Annotated in this window: 15 protein-coding genes; 11 read left to right on the top strand and 4 right to left on the bottom strand. The window is 53.6% G+C overall.

The annotated features are described in order from the left end of the window. Positions 1 to 58 precede the first annotated feature (58 nt). The 3 genes from AEST_RS05985 to AEST_RS05975 all read left to right on the top strand — a co-directional run bounded on the left by AEST_RS05985 (position 59) and on the right by AEST_RS05975 (position 2646). Positions 59 to 880, top strand: coding sequence for a class I SAM-dependent DNA methyltransferase (locus tag AEST_RS05985; RefSeq protein ID WP_008607747.1), 822 nt, complete (start codon positions 59 to 61; stop codon positions 878 to 880). A 254-nt stretch (positions 881 to 1134) separates the two neighbouring features. After that, the gene (locus AEST_RS05980; protein WP_008607746.1) at positions 1135 to 1623 is read left to right on the top strand and encodes a fasciclin domain-containing protein; all 489 of its coding nucleotides are present in this window, start codon (positions 1135 to 1137) and stop codon (positions 1621 to 1623) included. 177 nt (positions 1624 to 1800) lie between these two features. Further along, entirely contained in the window at positions 1801 to 2646 is an 846-nt protein-coding gene (locus AEST_RS05975; protein WP_238534561.1) for an alpha/beta fold hydrolase, read from the top strand. A gap of 6 nt (positions 2647 to 2652) precedes the next feature. Here the strand turns inward: AEST_RS05975 and AEST_RS05970 are convergent, their stop codons facing one another. Beyond that, the gene (locus tag AEST_RS05970; protein ID WP_008607744.1) at positions 2653 to 2982 is read right to left on the bottom strand and encodes an ArsR/SmtB family transcription factor; all 330 of its coding nucleotides are present in this window, start codon (positions 2980 to 2982) and stop codon (positions 2653 to 2655) included. A 163-nt stretch (positions 2983 to 3145) separates the two neighbouring features. Here AEST_RS05970 and AEST_RS05965 point away from each other — a divergent pair, with 163 nt between their 5' ends. Continuing rightward, on the top strand, positions 3146 to 4060 hold the full coding sequence (locus AEST_RS05965) for a permease (protein ID WP_008607742.1): 915 nt from the start codon (positions 3146 to 3148) through the stop codon (positions 4058 to 4060). Continuing rightward, positions 4060 to 5424 (top strand): glutathione synthase, encoded by a 1365-nt coding sequence (locus tag AEST_RS05960; RefSeq protein ID WP_008607740.1) that lies wholly within the window; start codon positions 4060 to 4062, stop codon positions 5422 to 5424. Before AEST_RS05965 ends, AEST_RS05960 begins: the two co-directional genes overlap by 1 nt. A 9-nt stretch (positions 5425 to 5433) precedes the next feature. On the opposite strand, the gene AEST_RS05955 is transcribed toward AEST_RS05960, so the two are convergent. The 3 genes from AEST_RS05955 to AEST_RS05945 all read right to left on the bottom strand — a co-directional run bounded on the left by AEST_RS05955 (position 5434) and on the right by AEST_RS05945 (position 10818). Further along, positions 5434 to 6462 carry a CNNM domain-containing protein gene (locus tag AEST_RS05955; protein ID WP_008607739.1) on the bottom strand — a complete coding sequence of 343 codons (1029 nt, stop codon included), beginning with the start codon at positions 6460 to 6462 and terminating at the stop codon, positions 5434 to 5436. Between the two features lie 106 nt (positions 6463 to 6568). Then, a complete protein-coding gene (locus AEST_RS05950) occupies positions 6569 to 9721 on the bottom strand; it encodes an efflux RND transporter permease subunit (RefSeq protein WP_008607738.1) in 3153 nt (1050 codons plus the stop codon). After that, complete coding sequence (locus AEST_RS05945; protein ID WP_008607737.1) at positions 9721 to 10818, bottom strand: efflux RND transporter periplasmic adaptor subunit; 1098 nt, start codon at positions 10816 to 10818, stop codon at positions 9721 to 9723. The genes AEST_RS05950 and AEST_RS05945 overlap by 1 nt, the downstream gene beginning before the upstream one ends. Before the next feature lie 169 nt (positions 10819 to 10987). Here AEST_RS05945 and AEST_RS05940 point away from each other — a divergent pair, with 169 nt between their 5' ends. The 6 genes from AEST_RS05940 to AEST_RS05915 all read left to right on the top strand — a co-directional run bounded on the left by AEST_RS05940 (position 10988) and on the right by AEST_RS05915 (position 18698). Next, on the top strand, positions 10988 to 11371 hold the full coding sequence (locus tag AEST_RS05940; protein ID WP_008607736.1) for a hypothetical protein: 384 nt from the start codon (positions 10988 to 10990) through the stop codon (positions 11369 to 11371). A 49-nt stretch (positions 11372 to 11420) separates the two neighbouring features. Further along, positions 11421 to 12023: a hypothetical protein gene (locus AEST_RS05935; protein ID WP_008607735.1), complete on the top strand. Its 603-nt coding sequence runs from the start codon at positions 11421 to 11423 to the stop codon at positions 12021 to 12023. Further along, the gene (locus AEST_RS05930) at positions 12023 to 13135 is read left to right on the top strand and encodes an efflux RND transporter periplasmic adaptor subunit (RefSeq protein WP_008607734.1); all 1113 of its coding nucleotides are present in this window, start codon (positions 12023 to 12025) and stop codon (positions 13133 to 13135) included. The genes AEST_RS05935 and AEST_RS05930 overlap by 1 nt, the downstream gene beginning before the upstream one ends. A 12-nt stretch (positions 13136 to 13147) precedes the next feature. Next, on the top strand, positions 13148 to 16246 hold the full coding sequence (locus AEST_RS05925; RefSeq protein ID WP_008607733.1) for an efflux RND transporter permease subunit: 3099 nt from the start codon (positions 13148 to 13150) through the stop codon (positions 16244 to 16246). Positions 16247 to 16249: 3 nt separating this feature from the next. Beyond that, positions 16250 to 16645, top strand: a complete 396-nt coding sequence (locus tag AEST_RS05920; protein WP_039925169.1) for a hypothetical protein — start codon at positions 16250 to 16252, stop codon at positions 16643 to 16645. A gap of 253 nt (positions 16646 to 16898) precedes the next feature. Beyond that, positions 16899 to 18698, top strand: a complete 1800-nt coding sequence (locus tag AEST_RS05915) for a sensor domain-containing diguanylate cyclase (RefSeq protein WP_008607731.1) — start codon at positions 16899 to 16901, stop codon at positions 18696 to 18698. Positions 18699 to 18749: the final 51 nt, after the last annotated feature.

Below are 18749 nucleotides of genomic sequence, written 5' to 3'. Positions count from 1 at the left end.
GGGTCTGACCACTTTTTCCACAGCACTCCGGTACCGGTACTACCTGTTTGGTCGAACCATGCAGAGTTTTATTTCGCAGTTGCGTAAAACTGCTATAAAATGCGCCACCTTTTGCTGCCCGATGCTCAATATGCAGGCTACTAACGCACTTTACACCGATCTGTCGGGCTATTATGACCTAATGTGCTGCGATATTAACTATTTGCAGCAAAGCCAGGGCATCATCCGCCTACAACAACTGTTTGGCAATGCCGGCTTGCAGCATCTGGATCTGGCCTGTGGTACCGGGCCGCATATCCGGCATTTCATTGATGCGGGTTTTCAGTGTCAAGGATTAGACTTAAATCAACCGATGCTAACACTGGCCAGAGCGCGCTGCCCCGAGGCGAAGTTCCTGTTAGGTGATATGTGCCGGTTTGAACTTGTGCAACCTGTTGATTTAATAACCTGCTTTTTATATTCCATTCACTATACCGGTACTCTGGAACTGCTGGCTGACTGTATTGCCCGGGTTTATCACGCGTTAACACCGGGCGGCATCTTCTGCTTTAACGCCGTAGACAAAACTAAGATCTGTAATCTCAGTGCGGTAAGTCATAGCACTTATTATCAAAACGCCCGTTTTGATTTTGCCTCTGCCTGGTACTACAGTGGTTCGGGTGAGCAACAAGCGCTGAAACTTAAGATCAGCAAGACCACAAAGCTGGAGCAAGAATACTGGCAGGACGAACATCCGATGGTTGCAGTAAGCTTTACCGAGCTCGCTGAACTTCTCAGCCCCTACTTCGATATTCAGATCCTTGCACACGACTATCAGCGGATCCAAGTCTGGGATCAGCACGCTGGTAATGCGCTTTTTGTCTGTATTAAGCGGGATTAAGCACTGCATACTGGTCAGACTGGTACTGGAGCGCTGTAAAAAAATAGGCGTTGAACCTACATCATTTTGCTTTGAGTGAAGTGATTGTATTCAAGCGATGCCTGCTTACGCACATGCTTTTCATCCAGTTTACATGTTCCGAAAAATTATAAATCTGATCCTTTTTTCAACAACAGGCGTTTTATCACTGGAACCAGGCGCGAGCATCAGCGTTGCCGCGCCCAAACCCAACCTAAGTTGAAAAAGGAAACGTTATGAAACTGTCACACCTGTTTGTTTGCTCACTCTTTGCCGGCTCATTACTGTTTACTGTTCAGGCACACAACCACAAAGCAAAAGCCGACATCGTTGATACCGCTGTAGCTGCAGGTAGCTTCACTACACTGGTCACTGCAGTGCAAGCGGCTGAGCTGGTTGATACTTTAAAAGGCAAAGGCCCGTTCACTGTGTTCGCCCCAAATGATGACGCCTTCGCCAAGATCCCGGCGGCTGATTTGAACGCGCTGGTTGCGGACAAAGCTGCACTGACCAATGTTCTGACTTACCATGTGGTAGCCGGTAAAGTGATGGCCGCTGACGTGGTTAATCTGACATCAGCCAAGACCGTACAGGGGCAGGATCTTAACATTGAAGTGAAAGACGGCAATGTCTTTGTTAACGGCGCCAAAGTTATCGCCACCGACATAGAGACCAGTAATGGTGTGATCCATGTGCTAGATACTGTGGTGTTACCATCTAACTAATTCTGCAACCTCTACCGCCGGTTTAACCGGCGGTACTTCAACGCTTTACCTCTGGCGACTGACCGGCTACAGTGGGTTTTCATCCGTTAGACACCTGGCAGAAAAATGGACTTTAGTCACAGCACGACATCATCAGCCAGCCCTTGCTGCAGCCGTCAGGCACAATTCGGATTATGGTTGTATCAACAAAACATGGCTGCCGAAGCATACTGCTATGGCCTGCGCCGCAGGCAAGCTGATATTGGCGAGCTAACCATCGACTATTACTGGTATGCCAACCCCGGTAAACCAACGCTGGTATTGCTGCACGGTTTTAGCGCCGATAAAAGTATCTGGCTGCGTTTTGCCCGTCAGCTGCGGCGTCACTATCAGTTACTGATCCCAGACTTACCTGGTCATGGTGAAACACCCTTTGCCGCTGATGCCGATCATAGTATGCCAAGGCAAGCAGAGCGACTGGCATTATTGTTGGCGACGCTGCACCTGTCGCAGGTGCATCTGATTGGGAATTCGATGGGCGGTTTTTTAGCCACCGTCTTTGCCAGCCGCTATCCGGAGCAGGTGCTCTCCCTGGCGCTTCAGGACCCAGCCGGGCTTAGCTCTGCTACGCCAAGTCAGTTGGAGCAGCAGGTACGCCAGGGCTTAAACCCGTTTTTACAGTTAGATTTTGCCGACTTTACGCGATTCTACGCCCTGTCGATGGCCAGGCCACCCTATATTCCACAGCTGATGCTAAAAGGCATTGCCTGCCGCTACCAAAGACAACGGGCATTACTTGCTGCTATCTTTGCTGATTTTTTCGATGCCCGCTTAACAGCGGCAGAGCTGGCGCAGATTAAAGTACCGGTTTTATTATGTTGGGGCGAAGAAGACCAACTGATCGATATCAGTGCTGCAGCACTTTGGCAGCAACAGCTACCGCAACTCCAACTGCAGGTTTTTGCCGGTATTGGTCATTTACCGATGCTGGAGATCCCAAAGCAAAGTGCTACCGTCTATCGCCACTTTTTACAGCGGTGCTAGCCAGTATTAGTCACAACAACTGCTTTGTGAAGCTGAAGCCGAGGGCAAACCGAGGCAACACTCATCATATAAAAATGCTAACAAGGTCTCGACGTTGTTAAAGAGCAAACTGCAATATAAGGTGCGGCCATCCCGGCGTTGTGCCATTAAACCGACTTTGGTCATCCGGCTTAAATGATGTGACAGCGTTGAATTTGGAATATCTAAAGCCTGCTGGATCTCGCCAACCGCAACGCCCTGATGACCAGCACGCACCAAAATCCGAAAAATGCCTAATCGGGTTGGATGCCCCAATTCTGCCAACTGCGCTGCAGCCTGCTCCAATTCCAGACTCATCTTTACTCCAGGTCCTGAGTTGCTAACAGCGCTAGTGTAACGCCCTCCCGAAATAATTTCCACAAACTTAGAAATATCATTTGACACTTCCATTTTTGTCGAAATATTATATTTCCATAATCACGGAAATATCTGTGTGTGCTAACTAACCTGTGGAGGTTTTATGTCAGATGCGTTTTATGCCAGTGTGCAATTTTTTATCGGTACCCTTAGCGAGCTGCTGATACTCTTTGTCTTGATTAGTATGCTGGTGTACCAGCTGCAGGATCGCTTTCCGGCACAGCGGATCCAGGCCTTATTAGCCGGTGGCAAAGGTTACTTTACCGCCGCTGCCCTGGGCGCTATTACACCCTTTTGCAGCTGCTCCACTCTGCCGATGTTAGTCGGTATGCTGCGTGCCAATGCAGCCTTTGGCCCGGTGATGACTTTCTTACTCACCTCCCCCTTGCTTAATCCAATCCTGGTTGCCCTGCTGTTTTCCGTGTTTGGCGCCAAACTCACTCTGCTATACGCAACGGGCGTGCTTAGTATTGCGGTCTTGTCTGGCCTGCTGTTATCACAACTGGGCTTTTCCCGTTACGTTAGGCTACCTGCAGCAGAGCAGTCTTGCTGTAATAGCTCCCAGACCACAGTAGCGATAAAGTATTGGTCATGGCAGTACTGGAGCCACTTATGGCTGCGGGCAATTAAAGATACCCGCAGCTTTCTGCCACATTTAATACTTGGTGTACTGGCGGGTGCGGTGATCCACGGCTACGTTCCGGCTGATTTTTTTGCCGGCTTAAGTGGCACCAATAGCCTGTATCTGATCCCGCTGGCTGCTCTGATTGGCATACCCTTGTACGTTCGCGCCAGTTCAATGATCCCGCTGGCCCTCAGTTTAGTGGGTAAAGGGATGAGCTACGGCAGCGTCATGGCGCTGACTATTGGTGGTGCCGGAGCCAGCCTGCCGGAGCTGATTATCCTGAAAAAGATCTTTCAATGGCCCTTGCTCCTGGCGTTTATTGGCGTGGTACTTGTTACTGCCTGCAGCACCGGTATTGCTATTGATCTGCTGTTACCGGTAAGGAGTCTGTGATGGCACAGTCGCTGCGAACAATCGCCACACCTCAGCAACTGGCTACTACACTGCAACCTTTGCTGATTAACGCCCGCCTGGGTTTGCAACAGGCCAAGGGTTTTGTACCGGCGCCGGTTTCACTGACGCCTTGGCAACTCTGTAGCTCGCAGTGGCAACAGGCAAGGACAGCGGCTACGCTACTTGGACGTTTGCTGGAAAGGATCGCTGGTGATCCCTGTTGGTTACTGCAACAAACCCGGGCACTTCAAGACTCGGCATCAGTGCCAGGCGAGATCTGGCGAACCTTGTCTGCGATAGAGCCAGCTCGCTTAACCAGCCGGAATCTCAACTTAAGCCGGCATGATTTGCTGTTAACTGCAGGCGGATGGCGTTGGGTCGAATCTAATCCGATTGCCGCCGGCATGGGCCCCCTTAGTGCACGCTATCAACAACTATTGGCGCCCTTATTGCCACTGCCTTATGTCGATAATCCGGCATTGGCCGCTCAGGCAAAGCTGTTAGCAGAAGCCGCTATTGCCAATGCTGCCGGACAGCCCGCGTTATTGGTTATGGTCATCGCGGAACAGGAGCAAAATATCTTTGATCAGCAATTGCTCACTGAAGCCGTCCGCCAGCACGGCGTGGCGACCGAACGGCTGACCCTAAACCAGTTACAACAAGGCCAGATGCGGGGAGACAAAGGTTTCTATCTGACAGATGGACGGCGGGTAAGCTTATTGTACTGGCGCACCGGCTATAACCCACTGCCACAGGCAGCTGATTACTGGGCATTTCGGACGAGTCTTGAGCACACGAATCTGCTGCAATGCCCTAATCTGGCAGGACAGTTAAGCGGCAGCAAATGGTTACAGCATCAACTGGGACTCTTGCTGCAGCAGCCTAGCGGGCGGCAACAGCTCGCTCAGCGCTTTGGACTTAGCCCGGCACAATTGCAGCTGCTGCAACAACTCATCGTGCCCAGCTTTGCCGTTGCCGACTTAACAGCGGAGGCAGTCCGCGCCAAACTAGCCGCCGGCTACTGGTACAAGACTCAACAAGAAGGCGGTGGCAATGTGGCGCGCTACGCGCAAGGCTGGCAACGCTATCAGCACTATGACAGCGCCGATCTGCTGATGGCGCCGATTAATGCTAACATTCGCCGTGAAAATGTCTTTAGCCTAAAACATGGCGAACTGCTGCAGAATAACAGCGCTGGTCAAATCAGCGAGTTGGGTATTTTTACTCTGGGCTCGGCAGCCAGCTATGGTGGATATCTGTGCCGCAGTAAAGCCAGTAGCAGCCTGGAGGGTGGGATCAGTTATGGGGCTGCGACTTTGGATTTGATTAGCCTGAAACCTCAATGCTGCTCAGGCTCTGCCTGAGCAGCAACATCAGGATTTTATATCTTCCAGTTGTTTCTGCTTATGCTCCCAGCGGCGCTTGGCAAAACGGCGCATATTAGGGATATCATCGGTTTCATCCATAATCGGCTGGCCGATAATGGCTTCAATCACATCCTCCATAGTTACCAAACCCATCCAGCTACCATATTCATCGTAAACCAGCGCCAAATGCTGCCGCTCGCGGATTAACTGCGACATCAGCTGTTCCACACTGAGTTTATCCGGAATAATTTTTACCGGCTTCATAATATCAGCCGCAGTTTGGCCTTCCTCAAACTCCAGCATATCGTAACGAAATACGATACCCAGTGGTGCTTCTTCCTGATCCAGTACCGGGTAGCGGGAATACTGATCTTTCTTAACCCGTTCCACCAGCTCGGCCAGCGGCTCATCCGGTTTAGCATACTCACAGACGGTGCGCGGCGTCATAATGTCCCGCACTTTAATATCGTGCAGATCCAGAATATTGCCAATTACCCGCTGTTCGTCTTCGTCGAGTTTATTCAGCTCACGGCCTAAAATGGTCAGAGCTTTAATCTCTTGCCGTAAATCATGCTCATGCTGGCCGCCACCGAATAATTTCATTATTTGGTCTGACATCCAGATAAAGGGCTTTAGCAGCAATATCATGGTGTTCAACATGGCAGGCAATACCGGCACCAAACTTGGCCAGTAGCGGGCACCAATGGTTTTAGGCAGAATTTCTGACAATACCAGAATCAATAAGGTCATCACCGCTGACGCGATGCCCAGGTAGCCGTCGCCAAAGACAATCGTGACCTGAGCGCCGACACCGGTTGCACCCACAGTATGCGCCACGGTATTCAGCGTCAAAATCGCCGCCAGCGGCTGGTCAATTTGCTCTTTCAGCTGTTTTAATTTTTCGTAGCGCTTGGGCTGCACCAGCTTTTGCTGGGCGATATAGCTGGGGGTGATGGATAACAGGGCTGCTTCCAAAATGGAGCAGATAAAAGATACCGCAATGGATAACACCACAAAAGCGATTAATAAAGTCATACAGGTTGGTTACAACACTCCGTTTTGCCTCGACCCGCGCAGTATATCAAGGCCAAGGCTAAAAGCGAGGGCGCTACAGCCCCAGCCCGACAAAAATAGTTGCAAGTTAACGGGCGAACCGCTGACGCAGCTGTAACACCGATACTAACAATGCCGGCAAGAAAGTTAAGCTAATCAGCGTTGAAAAGATTAAACCGCATAATACGATAATCCCAACTCCACGATACAGTTCGGTGCCCTCGCCTGGCAGCAATACCAGAGGCGCCAGACCAAACACCGTGGTTGTGGTTGACATTAAAATCGGCTTTAAGCGGGTCGCTACCGCTTGCAGCACCGCCTCAGTAACAGACACGCCGGGGAGCTGTAAATTATGCCGGCTTTGATCGACAATCAGGATCGGGTTATTCACCACTGTACCCAGCAGGATCAGGAAGCCCAGCATGGTAATCATATCAAAAGGCTGATAAAAACCGCCCAGGCCGATAGTTGAGAGCAGACCGCTGATGCCATTAATCCCAACCAGCCCGACCAAAGCCCCCGCTAACCCGAGTGGCACTGTCGCCAGGATGAACAGCGGATAACCCCAGTGGCTGAAAATTGCCACCAGCAGTAAATAAATCAGCACCACGGCAATCAGGAAATGACTGCTTAATGCGGCTTTGGTTTCATCCAGTTGATCCGACGCACCGGAAATATCCAGCATTACGCCGGGCGCGATAGCCCCCTGCTGCTGTAATGCCGGTACTAACTGTTGTCGCACCCTGTCCACTGCGGTTTCTAACGCCACCGAGCGCGGCGGGATAATATACAACGTCACCGTACGACGGCCATCTACCCGCCGCAACGTATCGCTATCCGCCACTTCAACCAGTTCCGCCAGGCTACTTAGCGGTAACACCGCCCCCGAGGGGGTTAACACCGGCGTTTGCTCCAGTTGCGCCAGGCTCTGCCCGGCACCGGCCTGACTGAATAAAAAGATATCCACCTTATCATCGGCTAAAAAGAACTCATCGACAAAGGCGCCATCACTCAATGCCGACACCGCGTAGCCAAAGTCGGCGGCACTAAAATTCAGCTCAGCCAGGCGCTGCCAATTCGGCCGGATTTCTATCAGCGGCTGATCCAGTGACAACGAAGCCGGCTCCGAGTTAAGTTGTGGCCGGTCAAACAAGTCGCCGGCTGCAACATAGGCCGCATCGGCAGTGGCATATAAACTCGCTAAATCCGGCCCGGAAATATCCAGCGCAACCGCCCGGGTACCACCGTCATTGCTACTGATAATCGACCCACGTGATGAAAACGCCCGCATTCCCGGATACTGGCGGAATAATGCCGTCATCGCATCCATCATCGGTGTAATATCCTGTGGTCGTACCGGCTCACTTAACACCCGGATCCGACCAACAGAGACACTTAATGAATAGTACTTTAGCGGCGGCATCGCCGTGTCACCCCGGTCAAAGGCAGCCGGATCGGCATTAACCTGAGCGGTTAAGATGGCTTTTAGCTCCTCCGCGATCTGTGCCATTTCCGATAAGTTATAACCGGGCGGTGCAATCATTGATGAAAAGGCTTTCGGTTCCTCACCTTCAGGTAAATATTCAGCGGGTGGCATAAATAACCAGGCCGCACCCAGTGTCAGAATGACCGTCAGGCTTAAAACTAACCGTCGTGCCAGTGTCGAGTGCAACAGCTTTGCCAGCAACGGCAGGATCAGGCCGTTAGCGCTTGGTGGGGCAGCAGCACCCTGCAGGGTCGTGCTGCTGCCGTTACTGCGAAACCCTAAGCGGGCAATCGCTGGCGGTACCACAAAGACCGCTACCAGCATAGAAGCAATAATCGCCGCCGCAATGGCAATGGCGATATCGGAATACAGTTGACCGGCTTCCTGCTCAATAAACAAAATGGGCATAAAAACCAGCACGGTAGTCAAAGTGGAGGCCAGCACCGCCGGCCAGACATCACGCACGCCGCGGATCGCGGCCTCGATCCGGTCTAAACCACGCTGCTTCGCCTGCTCGATACTCTCCAGCACCACGATGGTGTTATCCAGCGTCATACCTATCGCGAAGGCAATACCGGCCAGTGAAATCACATTAATGGTACGGCCAAAGGCGAGCAAACCAATAAAGGCAGCAATAGTACAGATTGGCACGCCAATCACGCCAACCAGGGTTGCGCTGCCCGAGCGTAAAAACAGATACATCACCCCGGTAGCCAGCGCGGCCCCCAGCGCCAGGTTAACCCAAACATTGCTAATAGAGTCTTCGACATAGCGCACATCATCGCTGATTAACATCAGTTGCAAACCATTGCTGGCCAGCATATCGCGGTTAATCTGTGCCACAACCTGTAACATCGCCTCTTTAATAGCAATGACATTTGAGCCCGGTTCGCGCCGCACCGACAGGCCGAGTGTTTGCTCACCATCAGCAAACGACAACTCCCGCACTTCAAAGTGATCCAGCACCAAAGTTGCTACATCTTTCAGACGCACCTGATTATTGCCCTGCTGTGTCAGGATCAGATTTTCCAGCTCAGACAGTTGTTCAAAACGCCCGACCACCCGCAACAAATAGCGCCTTTTACCGCTATCAATATCCCCCGCTGAGCTGTCACGGTTGCGGGCACGGATCATATCGCGCACCTGGGTTAAACTAATGCCACGCTGCGCCAGGCGCGCCGGATCGACCAAGATCTGGATTTGCCGCTCGGCACCACCACTTACCCCGACTTCCGATACCCCGGGTACCCGCTCCATCTGCGGTCGGACAAAATCCTCCGCATAGTCGCGCAGCATATCCATATCAAGGTTCAGTGGATTACCGGCCAGTGGCATCAGTCGGAAGTACATAAAGGCGTTATTGGAAAAAGAACTGCTGAACAGCCGCGGCTGATCGACATTTTCCGGATAGGAGGAAACCTGACTTAACGCATTGCTGACCCGGATCAGCGCTTCATTCACATCGACGCCAAAGGGGAATTCCAGCTCAATTTGCGCCGAGCCGGTACTGGCGCGTGACACCATGCGTTTCAGATTTGGCAGGGTGCGTAAATACCGCTCCTGCTCAATCAGGATCTCTTTTTCGACATCCTGCGGCGTCGCCCCGGGCCAACCGGTTACCACACTGATAGTGCGTACTTCCAGATCAGGGATCATTTGCACCGGTATACGCAGCGCTGCCACTATCCCCAGTACACAAACCATTAATACGGCTACCGTCAGGATGGTACCGCGACGAATACCTGCATCCAGCATCAGTTTGCTCCCTGACGATTGGCGCCAGCTGGCGTAGGATTCAGGATCCGTACCTGCTGGCCAGCGCGCAAGGTCTCATTACCCCGCACCACCACCGGTAAACCGGCAGGTAAGCCTGATAAGATTTCCACACCGCGCTCACTGCTGCGGCCAAGCTGCACATTAAAGCGTTCAGCCTGATTGTTGCGGATCGCAAAAACGCTGAAGTTACCATCCGGATGACGTAACAGTGCATCGGGTGGCACCACCAGCACCTGGCTGTCTTCACGTTCAAAATATAAGGTCGCCCGGGCTGAGGTGCCGGGTAGTAACGGAGTATCGGCAGTGGTGACCTCAAGGCGGGCCAGAAAACTACGGGCATTGCTGTCGCCCACCGGCACTGTGGCCAGTAACCGGCCGCTCAGCACCTGCTGCGGCGCCAGATCCGAGCGCACCTCGATGCGGCGCAAATTAGCAAGATTGGCAAAATATTCTTGCGGCACCTGAATATCCAGTAACAACGGCGATAAACTGACCAGCTGAAACACCGGTGCGCCTAATGCTAACCACTCGCCCAGATCAGTATCGCGCCGTGCGATCACACCGGCAAAAGGTGCGGTTAACGTATGCCGGTTGATAATTTCCCGTTGCTGCGCTAACCGGGCATTGGCTTGTTGCAGCAAGGCTTCGGCCTCGGCTAATTGGGCGCGCCGAATTGCCAGCTCGGTTTGCGGAAACAGTTGTTGCGTGGTTAGTTGTTCCGCTTCAGCCACCAGCCGTTGCCGCTCGGCTAGCATAACCCGGGCCGCATTAACCGCGGCAAGCTGTTGTGCCAATTCATGCTCAGCCAGCGCCGGATCTAACTTTAACAGCGGCTGCCCGGCTTTGACCTCGGTGCCGGCGTCCACCAGCAATTCAGCCACCAGGCCGGCGGTGCGGCTCGACAACTGGGCATTTTGCTGCGCTGTCAGGCTGCCGCTTAACTGCAGCTGCTCGGCGAGCCCTTGTTGTTGCGGTTGTGCAACCTGCACCGGCACCGCTTCATCGGCAACAGCCGGTACCACTAAGCCGGTTATCGTTAGCGCCAGCCAATACAGATAGATGCCACGGCTAATCATGCTGCCATTTCCTTTTAATTTTTTGATTATAAGCGTGTTATTTGCAGTATGAACCAAGTTAGCCATCAGATCACGGTAAACGACAGGGCGTCGTCAGCCAGCGATAGATTGTGTCAGTAAAATGGCCATGCTAAAGTAATCGTCTTATCGCTTATCACCGGGTTAGTTAATGCTTCGCCAGGCGTTGGTTTGTCTGTTATTGCTAAGCTTATTTGTTCAGCTGTCTGGACGACACTGGCTATTGCATAACGATAACGCCGATATCGCCGTTGAGCATCAACATCAGACCAGCGCGGCTTTATCCTGGCATGACCTGCTGCATTTTCTTGGTAAGGCGCACCTGCACCACGCTGATGCCCAGCAAATTAGCCTGGAAAACTCTGCCGAAGCCCGCTGGCATGTGTTTGCCGATCTCTGTCACAGCGCGCAATTACTGTGGCAAACAGTGCCCGAGGTAGCGCTTGATTTGCGTCCGGATCTGGTACTGATCACCTTCTCCGGCTGGTGGCCGCGTTCACCGCAAAACCTGCTATGGCGGCCTCCCCGCCCCTGACTCTGCTGATTAAATTTTTTTCTTCACTGTATTTAGCAGAGGATTTGTTATGTTTAGCTTTAAACTACAGCAGCTGACTGTCGGCTTGCTGTTAAGCGTGCTGCTCGCTGTTTTGCCAGCGTTAGCCGCACCCGGGGCACATGGCCCCAATGGAGAACACCTTACCGGGCCCGTCGTCGCTAACACTCAGCTGGCGCCGCGTTTTGAAACTTTCAGTGAGCAGTTTGAACTGCTGGCCGAACTCTACGACGATCGCCTGGTGCTACATTTGCACCACTATGCCAGCAATCAGCCCGTCGCTGATGCCAGCCTGGAGCTGGAAAGCGCCGGGCTAACCGCTCAGGCCCGCTACAACAGCACTGCCGCTTACTATGAAATAACCGAACCGGCACTGTTACAGCTGCTACAGCAACCGCAGCAGCATGAGCTGGTAGTGACCGTTTTGACCGCGGAACACGCTGATCTGCTGCTGGCCAGTTTTCAGCTATCCCAAACAGCCACCCCGCATGCCTCTGAGCATGATCATCAACATGAGCATGACCATCATAAACATAGCCACTATGCTAGCTGGTTAGCCGCCCTGGTTCTGCTGGCGCTGGCAGCTGGCAGCGGTTACTGGTTTGGTCTAACCCGTGCGGCGCGGAGGTTATAATGCAGAGGCGTAATCGATTTTATCTCAGCATGCTGTTCGCAGCAGGGCTGCAGGCCGCCGCTGCCTGTGCCGCCCCGGGGGCGCATGGCCCTGATGGCGAGCATTTAACCACTTCGCCCGAACCCCATTCGCCACTGGGCCGTCAGGCGGATGGCAGTGTAGTGTTACCGATGGCACAGCAACGCTTGTTCGAGATCCGCACTCAGTTGGGGGTTAGCAGCACCGCCTCGCCAACCCGGCAACTGCATGCCGTAGTGCAAAGCCATCCGGCTGGCCGGGGCCTGGTGCAAGCCAATAGTGCCGGCCGTTTAGCGCCGCCGGCAAATGGCCTGCCCGTTGCCGGCCAGCGCGTTCAGGCCGGGCAAATTCTTGGCTACTTATATTACCAGGATACGGCTTACGAGCAGGCCAGCCAGTTGGCAGAGCTAACTGCGCTGCGCCTCAGTGCCAGCCAGACCGAGCGTGACGTGAAACGTCTGCAGCAGTTGTCCGATTTAGTGGCGCAACAACAGCTGGAACAGCTGCAGTTGCAGCTGAACAGCCTGCGACAACAAATCCGGCAGTTAGAAGGTGGCCTGGAGCAACCAGAAGTGCTTAGCGCCCCGCTAAGTGGCATTATTCAGCCGCATCAACTGAGTAGCGGCCAATGGCTGGCTGCCGGGCAACCGCTGTTTGAAATCCTTGATCCGGCTCTGTTACTGCTGGATGCCCGCACTACTGAGCCCGCATTGCTCAATCAAATCGGGCACGCCTATCTGCAGGGCTGGCCGCAAGCGACGCTAGAATATATCGGCAGCACCGGGCAGTACCAGCAGGGTAGCCTCAGTTTGCAGTTTAAGCTAACCCGGGCGCCACTGGCTGTCGGCCAACCCGTGACGCTGGTCGTAGCGCAAGCCGGGCAGCTCAGTGGTATTCGCCTGCCCGCCAGCGCTGTGGTCAGCAGCAGTCAGAATCTGCCGCAGGTTTGGATCAAACTGAGTGCCGAGCGCTTTTTACCGCAAATTGTGCGTTATATGCCGCTGAATGACACAGAGGTGCTGATTACCGCCGGTTTGGGAGCGGACAATCGCGTGGTGGTACAAGGTGCCAACCTGCTGAATCAGATCCGCTAAGCGGGAGGAACCATGTTTGACATTATTGTACGCCGCAGCCTGGAGCAGCGGCTGTTGGTGCTGCTGGCTGCCCTGCTGCTATTAATTTACGGCCTGTTCAGCGCCAAATCGCTGCCGGTCGATGTCTTTCCGGATCTGAATAAGCCGGTTATCACTATCCTGACGGAAGCCGGTGGTATGGCACCGGAAGAAGTGGAACAGCTGGTCAGTTTTCCACTGGAAAACCTGCTGAGCGGTGTCACCGGCGTCAGCCGGATCCGTTCCACCTCCGGTATCGGACTTTCGCTGTTATATGTCGAATTTGACTGGGATACCGATATCTACCGTAACCGGCAACTGGTGGCGGAGCGCCTGACCCTGGCACAGCAACAACTGCCGCGACAGCTCACGCCGGTCATGGGGCCGGTATCCTCTATTATGGGCGAGATTATGTTGCTGGCATTGCCGCTTAAAGCCAGCGTAGCAGAAGGCCCGATGCAGGCCCGCGAGTATGCCGACTTTGTGCTGCGCCCGCGCCTGCAGGCTATTCCGGGTGTATCTCAGGTGATCCCGATTGGTGGCGAAGTGCGTCAGTACCGGGTGATGCCGGATTTGCCGAAAATGGCTGCTGCCGGCGTCAGCTTAGCAGATCTCAGAGCGGCGCTGCAGGGCTTTGCCCGTAATGCCGGCGGCGGTTTTCTGGAGTTAAATCAACGCGAATATCTGTTACGCCATCAGGCGCTGACCACTGAGCTCTCAGATCTGCAATTACTGGCTGTCGGCTGGCATGCCGGGCAGCCCATCTTGTTACAGCAACTGGCAGAGGTCAGCTATGCCGCCGCGGTAAAACGTGGTGATGCCGGCTTTAATGGCCAAAGCGCCGTGATCCTCAGCATCCAAAAACAACCTGATGCCGATACCGTTGCGGTAACCGCCGCCATCGAGCAGGCACTGGCGGGGCTACAAAGTGGTTTACCTGCCGGACTGGCAGCGCCACAAGTGCTGTTCCGCCAGGCAGACTTTATCAGTGCCGCAGTGCGTAATGTCACCGAAGCGCTGCGTGATGCCGCCATTATGGTGCTGATCGTGTTGTTTGTGTTTTTACTGTCCAGCCGCACCACCTTTATTTCACTGCTGGCGATCCCGCTGTCTTTTGCCGTTACCATCCTGGTGTTCCGTTGGTTCGGCATGACCATCAACGTGATGACGCTTGGCGGTTTGGCCATCGCTGTCGGTGAGCTGGTCGATGATGCGGTGGTCGGGGTTGAGAATACGCTGCGCCGGCTGAAACAGCGAGCCGCAGACAGTAAAGAAGCGGTATTAGACGTGATTTGGCGCGCCAGCATGGAGGTACGCTCCGGTATTCTGTACGCCACGCTGATCGTGGTGCTGGTGTTCCTGCCGCTGTTTGCGCTGCCGGGTATTGAAGGCCGGTTATTTAGCCCGCTGGGTGTGGCCTATATTGTCGCCATCCTGGCTTCGATGCTGGTCTCCATCACCGTTACGCCTGTCCTTTGCTATTACCTGCTACCGGGCCGGCCAGAGCTGCAGCGCCAGGATAGCTGGCTGATCCAGCAACTGAAACAGTGGCAGCAGCGTTGGCTGCGTTGGGCCTTTGCGCGCGCGAAAAGCCTGCTCGCCGTGACCGCTGGCGCGGTGCTGATTGCACTGGCGTCTCTGACACAGATGCCAAGAGCATTTTTACCCGCCTTTAACGAAGGCTCCCTGGTGCTGGGGGTAATATATCAGCCCGGCACTGCCTTGTCGGAAGCTAACCGGCTGGGCTTACTGGCCGAGCGCTTGCTATTAGAAATCCCGGAGGTCAGCCAGGTTGGCCGTCGAACCGGTCGCGCAGAGCTGGATGAACATGCCGAAGGCGTGCATTCCAGTGAAATCGATATCGACTTAACACCTTCCGCCCGCAGTCGCGACGCCGTACTCGCAGAGATCCGGGATAAGCTCGCTGTGCTGCCGGCCCAGGTTGCGATCGGCCAACCGATATCCCACCGCCTGGATCACTTATTATCCGGTGTCCGGGCGCAGCTGGCGGTAAAAATCTTTGGTGATGATTTAGCCGAGCTGCGCCTGACGGCTGAGCAACTGCGACAACGTCTGGCTGAGATCCCTGGGCTGGTTGATATTAACGTGGAACAGCAAGTGCTGATCCCGCAACTGTCGGTACAACTTAACCAGCGCAGCGCCGCCCAACACGGCTTAACGCCCGGGGCGGCGATCGAGCAGCTACAACTACTGACTGACGGCGAGGTCGTCGCGGAAATTATCGACGGGGTAAGACGTTTTGATGTAGTACTACGCCTGGCAGACACTGAACGTAGCCCGGAAGCGCTGCGCCGGGCGTTGCTGGATACCCCTGCTGGCCCGGTGCCGCTGGCAGCAGTGGCAGAAGTCAGTGCCAGTGACGGCCCGAATCAGATCCTGCGGGAAAATGGCCGCCGTCGGATTGTGGTGTACGCCAACGCCGACAGCACTGATGTTAAAACCTTACTGGCCGAGATCCGGCAACAAGTGGCTAGCCTCAGCCTGCCCACAGGCAGCTTTATCAGCCTCGAAGGTCAGTTTTTAGCGCAGGAGCAATCCATGCAGCTGGTGGCGGTTTTAGCCTTAGTCTCCTTCCTGCTGATTGCACTCGTTTTGTATCTGCGCTATCAGTCCTGGATCTTGGCTGCCATCGTGTTTTGCACCATGCCAATGGCACTGCTGGGTAGTGTACTGGGGATTTGGCTAAGCGGCTTATCGCTGTCCGTGGCCTCGGTTGTTGGCTTTATTACGCTTACCGGCATCGCGGCACGCAACGCTATTCTGAAGATCAGTCACTATATTTACCTGTGTCGGCATGAACAGCAGCATTTTAGTCAGGAAATGATTATCCGGGGTTCCGCCGAGCGTTTAGCGCCCGTCATAATGACGTCGCTGGTAACGGCTTTTGCGTTATTGCCACTGCTGTTATCGGCCGGAGCTCCCGGCAAGGAAATTCTGTATCCGGTGGCCGTGGTAATTTTCAGCGGCTTACTCAGCTCTACGCTGCTGGATATTTTACTGACCCCCCTGCTTTACTGGCTGTATGGCCGGTCAGCAACCGAACAACTGTTACAACAGCAAACAGAGGTATAACTGATGAGATTAACGTTTGTGAAAAAACTGAGCTGCATTCTGATCGTGACTATGGTCTTGGCTATGGTCACCCTGTTACCGGCAACGCCTGCTCTTAGCCACGGCGAAGCCAAAGCACAACACGGTGGTCAGATCCAAAGCCGGCACGATTTAGCAGTGGAGCTGGTCCGGCACAGCGAGAGTATCGAGTTGCATCTGACAGATCACGGTGATGCGATTGACCCAACAGGCTGGCAGGGAAAAATTACAGTACTTGCCGCCGGTCAAAAACAGGACATACCGCTGGTTGTAACGGGGCCGACACTCAGTGCCGGGCTGAGCCTGCCCGATGGCGCCAAGGTCGTGGTAAGCCTGACTAACCCGCAGCAGCAGCGCTTTTCGTTTCGCTATAGTTTTTAATACCCCGGCGTCAGTTGTCGCAACAGACAAGAAAGGATCTTAGCGACAATTGGCTATTAACTTTATTAAAAGAAACTGACCTAAGCCAGCATCGCTTTGGTCAGCTTTCTCACGCCTGTCCGGGGCTTTTAACACTGCGTACTCACATCCGCTACAGCCGCCAGTACATAAACTGCAGATTTCACTTGACCAAAATAGTCGCGGACTCTAAGTTGATGTCGCATATCAGGAGTCGCTTTTCAGGAAAGGTTAGATGTCGTTTCAACTGGCTGTTCGTCGGTTTCTGCAAGCTCCATCATCAGTTATCCAACTCTATCACTTTGTTGTTCTTGCACTAAGTTATGCCATGCTGGGCTATGTCGGCATTCAACTGGCGAATCTCTCCTATGGCATTAGCCTGATCTGGCCGCCGATTGGCGTAGCCATTGCCCTATTGCTGCGTTGGGGGCTTAATTTATGGCCAGCTATTGTTATTGGCGGGCTTGGTCTGCAATTGCTGGCGTCCGATTTCTCTCTACTACAGGCTTTTATTTTAGCCCTTGGCAGTGCACTGATTATTGCTCTGCACTGCGCCTGGCTAGAAAAAACCGGCTTTGACCGCCGCCTTGAGCAGGTTGCCGATATGCTGCGTTTTGTCGCCATTGCCATTATCTCTTGCTCTGCTATTTTGGCGTTATTTGGCATTAGCCTGCTGATTTGGATTGGCCGGGTCCCGGCCGCCGACTTAGTTACCGCCTGGAGTAGCTGGTTTTTGGGCGATCTGACCGGCGTGCTAATCTTCGGCCTGGCCTTGCTCATCTTTGAGCGTCAAAAGCTCGCCGTGCTGTTCCAGCTTAAAAACTTGCTGGCCCTTGGCCTGATGCTGGTGCTAAGCGCAGAGGTCTTTATCTTTAACCAAACCGGCCTTGGCGTAGCCTTAACCTTACTACCGATGATTTGCCTGCTCTGGATTGCCATGCGCACCAATCTGGTCGTCACATCCTGGGTTGTACTGTGCTTTTCATCGCTGGCTATTTATAGTGTCTATCTGAATGCCGGCATTTTTGCTACTTTAGCCAACCCGACTATGGGTACCTGGCTTTATATGGCCAGCCTGGGCTTAGTATCTTTGATCCTATCCGTCAGTGCTGCCGAAGCACGTTTAAATGCCGAGCTGATGCGTCGTGCCATCGCCGCGACCAAAACCGGTATCTGGGATCTGCGGCTGGACGATAAGATGTTATTTCTAAATGCCCATTTGCTGCAAAATCTTGGTCATGGCGCTTATCCGCGCAAACAGCCGCTGCCTGAGTTCAACCCGCTGATCCATGCTGATGATCGAGTCAGGCTACAACAGGAAGTACAGGCTTATCTGCTCGGCGAAAAACCGCAGTTGAAACTGATCGTGCGCTTACAACATCAGGATGGGAGCTGGCGAGACCAGCAATTAGAGGGGGCTATTACCGAACGCGATCTGAACGGTGAGCCAAAGCGCTTAAGTGGTACAGTAGTCGATGTCACAGAGCAGCAGCAATTACAAGCCAAGCTAAACAGCCAGGCAATGACCGATGAGTTAACCACTATCGCTAACCGCCGGGCCTTTATGCAGCACCTCACGCTATGTTGGCGTCAGTATCAACGCGACCACCGGCTTGCCTTCTATCTGATCCTGATTGATCTTGATTATTTTAAAAAAATTAACGACCAATATGGTCACGATGCTGGCGATAAGGTACTGCAAGGCTTTAGTCAGTTGATTAGCGGCCGGCTGCGGCAAACCGATTATTTCGCCAGATTGGGCGGTGAAGAGTTTGTGATCCTGGCCAGGGCGGAAAGCGAGGCCGACATTCTGGCACTGGCTGAGCAACTACGGCAGGCTGTTAGCACACTCAGTTTTAATGTGCTGACGCAGCCTGAGTTTAACATCAGTGCCAGCTTTGGTATCGCCGGCTGTGCCGTTAACGTCCAGACTGCCGAAGAGTTACTGCAGCAAGCCGATCAAGCTTTATATCAGGCTAAAGCTCAGGGGCGAAATCAGGTCGTCTACTTTACACCTGAGGAACGTTCACCTTAGCCCCGTACCGGGCGGCATCATCTCCGCCCGGTACCATATCAAACGCCGGCT

It is taken from the genome of Alishewanella aestuarii B11 (genome assembly GCF_000280055.1).
Lineage (GTDB): Bacteria > Pseudomonadota > Gammaproteobacteria > Enterobacterales > Alteromonadaceae > Alishewanella > Alishewanella aestuarii.
Note: the sequence above shows the minus strand (reverse complement) of the source record. Positions and strands in the feature narration are given on the sequence as shown.